Raw genomic sequence first — 12418 nt, 5'->3', positions numbered from 1 at the left:
GGGCCTAAGCGTCCAGCTCGTCGGCAACCTTACGCAGGGCGGTGGCGATGGCCTTGCCCTTGTTGCCCTCCGGGTATTTGCCCGCCGACAGGGTTCCCGACAGGTTGTCCAGGACCGTCACGAGGTCCTGGACCAGCGGAGCGAGGTCCTTGGCGCTGGGACGCTTTGCCTTGGCGATGGACGGCGTCTTATCGAGGACGCGCAGGCCCAGGGCCTGGGCGCCCTTACGGCCGTCTGCGACGCCGAACTCGACGCGGGTGCCGGCCTTCAGTTCCGTGATGCCCTCGGGGAGGGCAGACTTGGGGAGGAACACTTCCTGCCCGTCCTCGCCTGCGAGGAATCCGAAACCCTTGTCCTTGTCATACCACTTGACCTTGCCGGTAGGCACGTAATCAACCTTCTTCGTTCTGACGTTCTGAGACATGTCCGGCCATCACCGCATCCACACTGATGTGCGGGTTCAGGGCATGACGGCCTGGTCCATGTTGGTCTGTTACTCAAGGTTATCCTGATTGGCCCCGTTATCCTGCTTTGCGGCGCGGCCGCGGCCGGACTGTTAGCGTTACGGCATGATACCCACGCGTTTCCGGCGTCCGCTGATGATCGCCGCAGCGGTCCTCGCCGTGCTTTCCCTCGTGGCCGTCGGAACGGTGATGGCCACGGCCTTCGGCGGCCAGGCCGCGCCGCAGTGGATCACCTCCACGGCTCTCTACGGGCTTCCGGCTGCTTTCCTTCTGATGCTCATCCTGATAATCGACGGCGTCGCAGCCCGCCGCCGGGCGGGAAACCCCGGCGGGCGGTAACGTTGGACTGATGTCCCTCATTCGTGCGCTGAGCAAGGAACTGGAGGCACGCAGCGATGAGTCGCTGCGGGCCCTGTTCGCTGCGCGGCCGGACCTGATGTCGCCCGGTGTTCCCGACTTTGCCGCACTGGCTGCCCGCGCCAGCGCACGGGTGAGCGTGCAGCGTGCCCTGGAACGGCTGAACCGGCCCCAGATGCAGGTCCTCGAGACCCTCCACCTGTGCACGAATACGGACACCGGCCACAGCGCATCGGCCACCGTCCTTAAGAAAGTGATCGCCGGTTCAACCGTGGCAGCCGTTGAAAGGATTCTGCTGTCGCTGCAGGAGCTGGCGCTGGTGCACCGGGCCGAGCCGCCGCACAGCGCAGGGCCGGCGGCGCACAGGCAGCGGTACTACCTCCCCGTGGGCAGCCTCAAGGACGTCGTCGGAATATATCCGGCCGGGCTGGGCCGCAGCTATACCGAACTGGTGCGGCTGCAGCCGGCCTTCGCCCAGCGCGTGGTCCAACTCGTCGGCGAACTGCACCGAAGCGGCGCCGACATCCAGGCAGCCACCACCCCCATGGAGGCAGCCCTGGCGCTGCAGCACTGGACATCCTCCCCCGAGGCCCTGCGGGCAATTCTCGCCACAGCTCCGGAGCGCACGACGGCGCTGCTCGCCAGATTCAGCAACTGGGCCATGGGTGCCGTCCCCCAGGCGCAACGGAAAGCGTCCGTGACCGCCGAGGGGTCCGACGTCGGCCCTGTGGACTGGCTATTGGCACGCGGCCTTCTGGTGCCCTTGGACGCCGCGCACGTGGAGCTGCCGCACAGTGTCGGCATGTCGCTCCGGGGCGGCGCCGTCATCGACAACTTCTCCCAGACTCCCCCGGCGCCGACTCTCGGCACCACCACCGCCGGACTTCGCCGCAACGCCGCCCTCGGCGCCATCGCCGAGACCCTTCGGCTCACGGGCGAACTTCTCTACGCCGTTCGCCAGCAACCGCTGGCCACCCTGCGGAGCGGCGGGGTGGGCATCCGCGAAATGCGGCGGCTTGCCGATTCCCTGCGGGTGGACCCGCAGGTGGCCGCGGTGCTGCTGGAGTTCTGCGCACTTTCCGGTCTGGTCCGGCTGGATGTGGACAGCTCCTGCTGGGTGCAGCCGCCCCAGCTGGAGTGGCTGGGCCTGCCGCGGCAGGAACAGTGGCTGTGGCTGGTCAACGCCTGGCTGGCCAGCGAGCGCGCCCCGTCACTGGTAGGACAGCCCATCAACGGCCAGCCCTCGGGGCCTCCCAGCCACCGGGCCGCCGCCGGCACCACGGTCAATGCGTTGTCCGCAGAGGCCCAGCGATCCGATGCGCCCATCATCCGCAAGAGGATCCTGGAAATCCTGCAGGAGCTGACCCTTGAGGCGGAAGCGCCCGACGGGACGGCCCCGGTCCTCAACGCCGAAGCCGTGCTGCAGCGCGCCGAGTGGTCGCAGCCGCGCATGGCACGCCGGTTCAGCTCACTGATCCGGGGGGTCCTCGCAGAGGCGGAAATGCTCGGGCTGATCGGTTCCGGCGCGCTCAGCCAACTGGGCGCAGCGATTGCCGCCGAGGCACCCCAGGACGCCATGGACATCCTGGGCGAACACCTGCCTGCGGCACTCAACCACGTGCTCCTGCAGGCGGACCTCACCGCGGTTGCGCCGGGCTACCTGGCTCCGGAGCTGAGCGAACGGCTGCTGCGGATGGCGGACGCGGAAGGGCAGGGCCCGGCCACCATCTACCGGTTCTCGGCGGCGTCCATCCGGCGGGCGCTGGACTCGGGGCAGGACGCCGCCGCCATCCTCGGTTTCCTCCGCCAGCACTCAGCCACCGCGGTTCCGCAGCCGCTGCAGTATCTCGTGGAGGACACCGCCGCCCGGCACGGCAAGCTGCGCGTCGGCGCGGCGACGAGCTTCATCCAGAGCGACGACGAGGCGGCCCTCGGTGAACTGGCCGGTGAGGCAGCCGCGTCGTCGCTGGGCCTGGTCCGGATCGCCCCCACCGTCCTGATTTCCACCGCATCCCCGCGGCAGACTGCCTTGGTGCTGCGCGGGCTGGGACTTTCGCCCGCCGTCGAGGAACCCGGTTCCGCCGTCGTCCGCCTTAACCGCACCGCGCCGCTTCCAGGGAACGCCCGCCCGGTGTACACCGCACCCCGCACGGCCCCGCCGGACGCTGACGTGGACGCCCAGCTCGCCGTGCTCCGCAGCCACGCCGCAGCGGCCGGAACGGGCCCCAACGGGGCGCATCCGTCCTTTGCCGGCGGCGCCGAAGAAGCCACGCAGCTGGGGCTTGAGACGCTTCGGAGGGCCATCCGGCTCAAACAGCGGGTCACCATGAACGTGGTGGACAGCCTCGGGAATGCGAAGCTGGAAACCGTTGTTCCGGTCTCCGTAACCGGCGGACGTGTCAGGGTCTTCGACCCCGCCAAGGACACCGAAAGGGTGCTCTCCATCCACCGGATCATCGACATCGAAGCAGCAGAGGAATCGCATCCGTGAAGGTTTTGGCAGCGTGAATGACGGCCCGCTGATTGTCCAGAGCGACAAGACCATCCTCTTGGAAGTCGACCACGAACAGGCCACCGAAGCCCGGCATGCCATCGCTGCCTTCGCCGAGCTGGAGCGCGCGCCGGAACACATGCACAGCTACCGGCTGACGCCGCTGGGGCTCTGGAATGCCAGGGCGGCCGGCCTGGATGCCGAGAAAGTGCTCGACACCCTGCTCAAGTACTCCCGTTTCCCGGTCCCGCATTCGTTGCTGATCGACATCGAGGAAACCATGTCCCGCTACGGGCGGCTCAGGCTGGAGAAGGATCCGCAGCACGGGCTGGTCATGCGCACCAATGACTACCCCGTGCTTGAAGAGGTCATCAGGGCCAAGAAAATCCAGCCGCTGCTGGGTCCGCGCATCGACGGCGAGACCGTGGTGGTCCACTCCTCCCAGCGCGGTCAGCTCAAGCAGCTGCTCCTGAAGATCGGCTGGCCGGCAGAGGATCTGGCCGGATATGTCGACGGCACGCCCCACCCCATCATGCTCAACGAGTCAGGCTGGCAGCTGCGGCCCTACCAGCGGCTGGCCACCGAGAACTTCTGGGCGGGCGGCAGCGGCGTGGTGGTGCTGCCCTGCGGCGCCGGTAAGACCCTGGTGGGCGCCGCGGCAATGGCCACGAGCTCCACCACCACGCTGATCCTCGTGACCAACACCGTCGCGGCGAGGCAGTGGAAGGATGAACTGCTCAAGCGGACTTCGCTGACCGAGGCCGAAATTGGGGAATACTCCGGTGCCGTCAAGGAAGTCCGGCCGGTGACGATAGCCACGTACCAGGTCCTCACGACGAAGCGCGGCGGCCTGTACCCGCACCTTGAGCTCGTGGACGGCAACGACTGGGGCCTGATCATCTACGACGAGGTCCACCTGCTCCCGGCACCGATCTTCCGGATGACCGCAGACCTCCAGGCCCGACGCCGGCTGGGCCTCACGGCCACGCTGGTGCGCGAGGACGGCAGGGAGGGCGAGGTGTTCAGCCTGATCGGGCGCAAGCGGTACGACGCACCGTGGAAGGACATCGAGGCCCAGGGCTACATCGCGCCCGCGGACTGCGTGGAGGTGCGGGTGGACCTTCCGCGGGACGAGCGCGTTGCCTACGCCATGGCCGACGACGCCGACAAGTACCGGCTCTGCGCCACGTCCGAGACCAAGACCCTGGTCGCGGAGCATCTGGTGGAACGGCACCGCGGCGAGCAGGTGCTGGTGATCGGGCAGTACATCGACCAGCTCGATGAGCTGGGCGAGCGTCTGGACGCCCCGGTCATCAAGGGTGAAACCTCGGTGAAGGAACGCCAAAAGCTCTTTGACGCCTTCCGGGCCGGTGAAGTCCAGACCCTCGTCGTGTCCAAGGTGGCCAACTTCTCCATTGATCTCCCGGAAGCATCCGTGGCGATCCAGGTTTCGGGCTCCTTCGGGTCGCGGCAGGAGGAAGCCCAGCGGCTGGGCCGGCTGCTGCGCCCCAAGCAGGACGGCCGCGCGGCACGCTTCTACTCGCTGGTTGCCCGGGACACCCTGGACCAGGATTTCGCTGCCAAGCGGCAGCGGTTCCTGGCAGAGCAGGGCTACGCGTACCGGATCATGGACGCCAAGGACGTGGACAAAGCAGGCTAGCCCAAGCAACACACAACTTTCATCCAGAAAACTCCCAGATTCTGGGAGCATCATGGGAGATATGAAAAAGAACGGTGCCGAAGCCAAGCTCCTCGTGGTCGATGACGAGCCCAACATCCGCGAGCTTCTGTCCACATCGCTGCGCTTCGCCGGGTTCGAGGTCGTGTCGGCCGGCAACGGGCGCGAGGCCCTTGCGGCCGCGGAAGCCCACACTCCGGACCTCGCCGTGCTGGACGTCATGCTTCCGGACATGGACGGCTTCACCGTCACGCGGCGGCTTCGCGCCTCAGGCAAGCACTTCCCGGTCCTGTTCCTCACCGCCAAGGACGACACCGAAGACAAGGTCACCGGACTGACCGTGGGCGGCGACGACTACGTCACCAAACCGTTCAGCCTCGACGAAGTGGTGGCACGCATCCGCGCGGTGCTGCGCCGCACCCAGCCGATGCTGGACGACGACGAGGCAGTCATCCGCGTCGACGACCTCGAGCTCGACGACGACGCCCACGAGGTGCGCCGCGGCGGAACGGTCATTGAGCTGTCGCCCACCGAGTTCAAGCTCCTGAGGTACCTGATGCTCAACCCGAACCGTGTCCTCTCCAAGGCGCAGATCCTGGACCACGTCTGGGAGTACGACTTCAACGGTGATGCCTCGATCGTGGAGTCCTACATCTCCTACCTGCGGCGCAAAGTGGACATCGATCCCGACGCCCCGGCCCTGATCCAGACCAAACGCGGCGTCGGCTACGTGCTGCGGACAGCAGAAAAGCGCTGACCTTGCTGGAACGTTGGAAGTCCGCCACACTCCGGTCGCAACTGGTGGCGATCATGATGGCACTCATGCTCGTGGCCCTGGCCGTGACGGGGGCGGGCACGCTGACCCTGCTGCGGAGCTACCTCGAAGGCCAGGTGGACGACAAACTTAAAGCCGCCGTCGAATCCGCCGAGCAGGAGCGGTCATTTAGCCAAATAGCCACGCCCAACACAAGCGTCCCCACCGACTACTCGGTGGTGGTCTACTACCCGGGAGCCGCAGGGCGGGTTCTAAGCGACACCAGGGACCCGCGCCCGGACATCGATTCCATCACCGTGGATGAGGCCCGCCAGCGTGGTTTCCAGCCCTACCAGGTCCGCGGGACAGACAACGAAAACTGGCGGGTGGTTGCTGTCAGCATCGTAGACAGCAACCAGCAGCGGGCTGTGGTGGTCATCGGCCTGCCGCTCTCGACGGTGGATCAAGTTCTGGGCCACGCCACGTTGGTGGTGGTGGGTGTTGGACTCCTGACGCTGATCCTCGCCTTCTTTATCGCCTCCTGGACAGTGACCAGATCCTTCCGCCCGCTGGCCCGGGTAGAGAAGACGGCGGCCGCCATTGCGGCCGGTGACCTGTCGCGGCGCGTGGCAGTGGAGAATCCGGACACGGAGGTGGGCCGCCTCGGACGGTCGCTGAACGCCATGCTCGCCCACATCGAGGCTGCCTTCGCGGCACGCATGGCCTCCGAGGACCGCATGCGTCGGTTCGCCGCGGACGCTTCGCACGAACTGCGCACTCCGCTCGTGACCATCAGGGGCTATTCAGAGCTCTACCGGCACGGCGCACTGGAGTCCCCTGAGGAGATTGCCAACGCAATGGGCCGCATCGAGAGCGAAGCCAAGCGCATGGGCTCCATGGTGGAGGACCTGCTCCTGCTGGCACGGCTCGATGAGCAGCGGCCGCTCCAGCAAAAGCCGGTCGACCTTCAACTGCTCGCCCACGACGCCGTGGTGGATACCCAGGCCAGCGACCCAACCCGCGTGATCGCCCTGACGGGCCTCAACGGAGGCCGCGCGCAGCCCGCGCCCGTGCTCGGCGACGAAGCGAAGCTCCGCCAGGTGGTGGGCAACCTCGTGGGCAACGCCTTGCGGTACACGCCGGAGGGCACGCCGATCGAACTCGCCGTGGGCATGCGGTCGGGCAAGGACGATTCCCTGCAGGCGGTCCTCGAAGTCCGGGACCACGGCCCCGGAATTCCGGACAGCGAAGCGCCTAAAGTCTTCGAGCGCTTCTACCGGGCCGACACGTCGCGCACCAGGGATACGGGCGGCAGCGGGCTGGGCCTGGCCATCGTGGCGGCCATCGTGGGCTCGCACGGCGGATCCGTCCGCGTGGACACCACAGCGGGCGGCGGCGCAACGCTGATCGTCAGCCTGCCCGCCAGGAATGACGCCCGGGAAGAGCACCGCGCCGGCTCCGGAAGCCAGCGCCTGGACAGGAAACCCGACGACGGCGCCGGGGACGGCGCCAGCGGCAGCCCTGATGACGGCAGGACTGATGACGGCGGGACTGACGGTGGCCGGACTGATGGTGGCCGGGGCGGCAACGGCAGCCAGGCGGGGTTATCCACATACAGGAGCTGACCTGTCGCGCCGGCCCCGGCTGGCTTCATAGGCTCGACACAGCGGACCACGTCGCAGTCCCGCACGTTGCAGTCACGCACAATGTCGAGAGAGGCCACAGCCATGAGCATCATTTCCGTCGATACCGAACTCCTCCAGGTGAAGTCAGCCAACGTGAAGGCAACCGTTGACCGCATCAGCGCCGACGTCCAGGCCATGAAGCATGGCCTGGACGAACTCCAGGGCACCTGGCGCGGCTCGGCCGCCACCAACTTCCAGGCGCTCGTCACCGAATGGACGCTGACGCAGGGCAAGGTGGAGGCGTCGCTGGCCTCCATCAACCTCGCGCTGTCCTCCGCTGCAGCCGCGTACGCCCAGGCTGAACAGGGCAACGCCCAGCGCTTCAGCTAGCCTTTGTGTCCCTTGCGGGGCGCCCGTTCCGGGCTGAAAATGTCCGTGTGGTCGCCTGCCGACGCCGTGGTTCTATGGTTCATTCAGGCCGTCAGCTAGCCGGGCGCGGGGGATCACGCTGTGGGCCCTTCACTGTTTCGTTTGCCGAGAACGAGGACTAGATTCCGATTTTTCCCGGTGACCCCCACGGGCGGCCGCTTATCTGTCAGCGGGTGCGTCGGGTGAGGAGATGAGTAGGCCATGCTGGCCGAATCCCAGGATGAGGAACAGATCATTGCCAGGGTCGCGGCCCTGGATATCGGCAAAGCCGAACTGGTGTGTTGTGTCCGGGTCCCCGCGGAGAGGAACCCGAAGAAGCGGTTGCAGGAGGTGTCCACGCATTCGACGATGAGCCGTTCGTTGGCGGAGCTGGCCAACCGTCTCGTCGACCTGCGCGTCGAGCGGGTGGTGATGGAAGCGACCTCGGACTATTGGAAGCCGGTGTTTTACGTCCTCGAGGCCCATGGGCTGGAGCCGTGGCTGGTCAATGCGCGTGACGTCAGGCATCTGCCCGGGAGGCCGAAGACAGACGTGCTCGATTCCGTATGGTTGTGCAAGGTCGCCGAACGTCAGATGCTCCGTCCCAGCTTCGTCCCGCCGGCCCCCATCCGCCGGCTCCGGGACCTGACCCGCTACCGGATTGATCTGGTCGGGACACGGACAGCAGAGAAGAACCGGGTCGAAAAACTCCTCGAGGACGCCTGCATCAAGCTCTCCGTCGTCGCCTCCGACATCTTCGGGGTCTCCGGACGGGAGATGATGGCGGCACTGGTAGCCGGCGAACAGAATCCGATGGTACTCGCCCAGCTGGCACGGTCAAGCATGCGCAGGAAGATCACCCAACTCGAGGAAGCCTTCACGGGCCGTTTTGATGACCATCACCGATTCCTGCTGGCACGGATGCTGGCCAGGATCGACGGGATCGACGCCGATATCGCCGCAGTTGATGAACAGATCGAGGCGCAACTGGCCCCTTTCGCGTCGGCGGCGGAACGCCTGGATGAGATCCCGGGCATCGGCCCCGTCGCCGCCGCCATCATCATCGCCGAAATCGGGGTCGACATGTCACGGTTCCCGACCGCGGGGCATCTGTGTTCCTGGGCGAAGTTCTCCCCGGGCATCAGCTCCTCCGCCGGGAAGACCAAGGGAAACGGCTCGACCGGGCACGGCAACCGTTATCTTGCCCGGGTCCTGGGCGAGGCCGCCGTCAACGCCGGAAGAACCGATACCTTCCTGGGCGAACGCTACCGACGGATCGCCCGGCGGCGGGGCAAGAAACGCGCCATCGTCGCCATCGGACGTTCCATTCTCGTCATCGTCTGGCACCTGCTGCAGGATCCGGACGCACGATTCCATGACCTCGGCGCCGATCACTTCAGCCGCCACACCAACCCCGACACCAGCAAACTCAACCACGTCCGCCAACTCGAAGCCCTCGGCTACACCGTCACCCTGACCACTGCCGCCTGAGTACCGATCTTCACGACCCACCGGCGGCTCTACTTTGCCCCGGGATACCCCCACCCATGCCAACCACAGGCACCGCACCTCATTTTCGGACTAGCACCCCGGGAGGCCGCAGGCCCGTGTCAGGCCTCCGGCGTGCTTTGATGGAAGCGGAGGCGCCATTGTCCGCCGTCCAAGACCCACAGGGAGCTCCGGAGGGCTGTGCCGGAGCGTGAGTAGCTGCGGTAGGTCAGCAGAATTGTGTTCGAGCCGATGCGGTCGGCACCCAGCACGTCGAGGTCGGTCGGGCCTCCCGGGCTTTCCTCCAGGGACATCATCATCGCGTCGCGGGTCCAGATCCTTCCGGCGCTACCGATTTCCACGAAGTCCGGATGCAGCAGCACGGCGGTGCGCCCGATGTCGCTGCGCACGTCCGGGCGGAGGAGCTCGCGCTCGAGCGCTTCCACGGTTTCTTCCGCGCTGGGGCCGCGGCCCCGGGTCGCCGAAAAAACGTCCGGGTCCAGTTCGCTGAACAGGTCCGGCTCGCTGAGGGCGACCGGTCCGTTGCTTGCCCGCACGCTGCTGCCAGACCCGTTGCTGCCCACTCCGGCGCCGTTCAGTCCGGAGCTGTCCAGGCCGCCGAAGAGGTCCAGCTCGTCCGCTCCGTCGGGTTCGGCGAGGGATAAGGAATCACCCACAGCCGCGGCTTCCCGGGCTTCCGGTTCCTGGACGCCGGCGGCAGCCCCGCGGAAGCCGGGCCCCGACCGGGCCGCCACGCCCTGCTGGTAGGCCTGGGCCACGGCCCGGGCGCGTTCGTCGGCCGCTTCGTTCAGGTCATGGCCCGCATGGCCCCTGACCCACTCAAAGGTGTATTTCCGGCCCGCCAGTTCCCGGTCAATTTCCTTGAGGATGTCAACGTTGAGGACTGGCTTGCCGTCGGCCTTCCGCCACCCTTTGCGCTTCCAGCCGGGCATCCATTTGGTCACTGAATTGATCACGTACTGGCTGTCGCAGAGAATCCGGAGGTCCTCCTGCGGAATGTGGGCGGTGGCGCGGAAGAGATCCAGCACAGCCATCAGCTCACCCTGGTTGTTCGTGCCGTGCGGCCACCCTCCGGCGCGCCAGCAATCGTCGTTCACGTACCAGGCCCATCCGGCCGGACCGGGATTTCCTAAGGCCGAACCGTCGGCCGCTGCTGTAATCGTCACGAATCCATCCTGCCAGACACCGCCGTCACTACCGTCCCTGCGCCTGCAGAAGACCTTCGCCCTCAAAGACCCGTGCCCTTAAAGACCAGCGCGGTTAAAGACCGGCGGCGGACCCACCCGAAGGTGGGACCGCCGCCGATCTTTAAGCGTGGTTCGCTAGCCGGAAGGCCGGGGGTTAGAAACCGCCCATGCCGCCCATCTCGTCGCCGCCGCCCATGGCCGGAGCGTTCTTCTCCGGCTTGTCGGCCACTACGGCCTCGGTGGTGAGGAACAGGCCCGCGATGGAAGCGGCGTTCTGCAGGGCAGAGCGCGTTACCTTGACGGGGTCGTTGATGCCTGCAGCCATCAGATCAACGTACTGTCCGGTTGCAGCGTTCAGGCCGTGGCCGGCAGGCAGTCCGCGGACCTTGTCCACAACGACGCCCGGCTCGAGGCCGGCGTTGTAAGCGATCTGCTTCAGCGGAGCGTCGATGGCAACCCGGACGATGTTCGCGCCCGTTGCCTCGTCGCCTTCGAGCTGCAGGTTGGCGAACGCCTTGGCGCCGGCCTGGATCAGGGCAACGCCACCACCTGCGACGATGCCTTCCTCAACGGCAGCCTTCGCGTTGCGGACAGCGTCCTCAATGCGGTGCTTGCGTTCCTTGAGCTCAACTTCGGTTGCGGCACCGGCCTTGATGACTGCAACGCCGCCGGCCAGCTTGGCCAGGCGCTCCTGCAGCTTCTCGCGGTCGTAATCCGAATCGGAGTTCTCGATTTCGGCGCGGATCTGGGAAACGCGGCCGGCAATCTGGTCAGCGTCACCTGCACCCTCGACGATGGTGGTCTCGTCCTTGGTCACAACGACCTTGCGGGCGTGGCCCAGGAGTTCGAGTCCGGCGGTCTCAAGCTTGAGGCCGACTTCCTCGGAGATGACCTGGCCACCGGTGAGGATGGCGATGTCGGCGAGCTGTGCCTTGCGGCGGTCACCGAAGCCCGGAGCCTTGACGGCGACGGACTTGAAGGTGCCGCGGATCTTGTTGACGATCAGGGTGGCCAGGGCCTCGCCCTCGATGTCTTCGGCAATGATCAGCAGCGGCTTGCTGGACTGCATGACCTTTTCGAGGACTGCAACCAGTTCCTTGACGTTGGAGATCTTGGAGTTGACGATCAGGATGTACGGGTCCTCAAGGACCGTTTCCTGGCGCTCGGTGTCCGTGACGAAGTACGCGGAGATGTAACCCTTGTCGAAGCGCATGCCTTCGGTGAGCTCGAGCTCCAGGCCAAAGGTGTTGGACTCCTCGACGGTGATGACACCTTCCTTGCCGACCTTGTCCAGGGCCTCGGCAATGAGGGCACCGATTTCGTTGTCGCCGGCGGAGATCGAGGCCGTGGCGGCGATCTCTTCCTTGGTTTCGATTTCCTTGGCGGAGTCCAGCAGTTCGCGGGTTACCGCTTCAACTGCCTTCTCGATGCCGCGCTTCAGGGACAGCGGGTCAGCGCCGGCTGCGACGTTGCGCAGGCCTTCCTTGACCAGGGCCTGTGCCAGCACGGTAGCCGTGGTGGTGCCGTCGCCAGCGACGTCATCCGTCTTCTTGGCAACTTCCTTGACCAGCTCGGCGCCGATCTTCTCGTAAGGATCGTCCAGCTCGATCTCCTTGGCGATGGAAACACCGTCGTTGGTGATCGTGGGGGCGCCCCACTTCTTTTCGAGGACGACGTTGCGTCCACGCGGGCCGAGGGTGACCTTAACGGCGTCGGCGAGGATGTTCAGGCCCCGCTCAAGGCCGCGGCGTGCCTCTTCATCAAATGCAATGATCTTGGCCATAACGGCAGTGGTCCTTTCGGGACAGTCGTTAAGAATGAACCTCGCTGCGGTGCCCGCGACGGACAATCCTTCCTGCAGGCCTCTGTATGCCGGCAGTCCGGATCTCACCCCAACCAGGTGTTTCTTCCGCTCCTCGTATGCGACTAACACCGCTGACGGCCT

General features: G+C 66.3%; 10 protein-coding genes. 7 read left to right on the top strand and 3 right to left on the bottom strand.

The window, feature by feature from the left end; all coding sequences use genetic code 11:
* Window positions 1–4: 4 nt before the first annotated feature.
* On the bottom strand, window positions 5–388 hold the full coding sequence (locus tag J7I89_RS04290; protein ID WP_214967593.1) for a cold-shock protein: 384 nt from the start codon (window positions 386–388) through the stop codon (window positions 5–7).
* A 181-nt stretch (window positions 389–569) separates the two neighbouring features.
* Here J7I89_RS04290 and J7I89_RS04285 point away from each other — a divergent pair, with 181 nt between their 5' ends.
* From J7I89_RS04285 to J7I89_RS04255, 7 genes are all read left to right on the top strand, one after another.
* The gene (locus tag J7I89_RS04285; protein ID WP_214967591.1) at window positions 570–803 is read left to right on the top strand and encodes a hypothetical protein; all 234 of its coding nucleotides are present in this window, start codon (window positions 570–572) and stop codon (window positions 801–803) included.
* Window positions 804–813: 10 nt separating this feature from the next.
* The gene (locus tag J7I89_RS04280) at window positions 814–3312 is read left to right on the top strand and encodes a helicase-associated domain-containing protein (RefSeq protein ID WP_214967589.1); all 2499 of its coding nucleotides are present in this window, start codon (window positions 814–816) and stop codon (window positions 3310–3312) included.
* Between the two features lie 13 nt (window positions 3313–3325).
* Window positions 3326–4972: a DNA repair helicase XPB gene (locus tag J7I89_RS04275; RefSeq protein WP_214967588.1), complete on the top strand. Its 1647-nt coding sequence runs from the start codon at window positions 3326–3328 to the stop codon at window positions 4970–4972.
* A gap of 61 nt (window positions 4973–5033) precedes the next feature.
* Window positions 5034–5747, top strand: coding sequence for a response regulator transcription factor (locus J7I89_RS04270; RefSeq protein WP_214967586.1), 714 nt, complete (start codon window positions 5034–5036; stop codon window positions 5745–5747).
* A gap of 53 nt (window positions 5748–5800) precedes the next feature.
* Window positions 5801–7369, top strand: coding sequence for a cell wall metabolism sensor histidine kinase WalK (locus J7I89_RS04265; RefSeq protein WP_251044908.1), 1569 nt, complete (start codon window positions 5801–5803; stop codon window positions 7367–7369).
* A 102-nt stretch (window positions 7370–7471) separates the two neighbouring features.
* The gene (locus J7I89_RS04260; RefSeq protein WP_214967584.1) at window positions 7472–7759 is read left to right on the top strand and encodes a WXG100 family type VII secretion target; all 288 of its coding nucleotides are present in this window, start codon (window positions 7472–7474) and stop codon (window positions 7757–7759) included.
* Window positions 7760–7999: 240 nt separating this feature from the next.
* Entirely contained in the window at window positions 8000–9268 is a 1269-nt protein-coding gene (locus tag J7I89_RS04255; protein ID WP_214967582.1) for an IS110 family transposase, read from the top strand.
* 119 nt (window positions 9269–9387) lie between these two features.
* Here J7I89_RS04255 and J7I89_RS04250 read toward each other — a convergent pair whose 3' ends face one another.
* Together J7I89_RS04250 and groL are read right to left on the bottom strand one after the other, a co-directional pair.
* On the bottom strand, window positions 9388–10452 hold the full coding sequence (locus tag J7I89_RS04250) for a ribonuclease HI family protein (RefSeq protein WP_214967581.1): 1065 nt from the start codon (window positions 10450–10452) through the stop codon (window positions 9388–9390).
* A 175-nt stretch (window positions 10453–10627) separates the two neighbouring features.
* Window positions 10628–12256 carry a chaperonin GroEL gene (gene groL, locus J7I89_RS04245; RefSeq protein WP_214967580.1) on the bottom strand — a complete coding sequence of 543 codons (1629 nt, stop codon included), beginning with the start codon at window positions 12254–12256 and terminating at the stop codon, window positions 10628–10630.
* Window positions 12257–12418: the final 162 nt, after the last annotated feature.

It is taken from the genome of Arthrobacter sp. ISL-5 (genome assembly GCF_018613835.1).
Taxonomy (GTDB): Bacteria; Actinomycetota; Actinomycetes; order Actinomycetales; family Micrococcaceae; genus Arthrobacter.
This window is presented reverse-complemented; position numbering and strand designations above follow the sequence as displayed.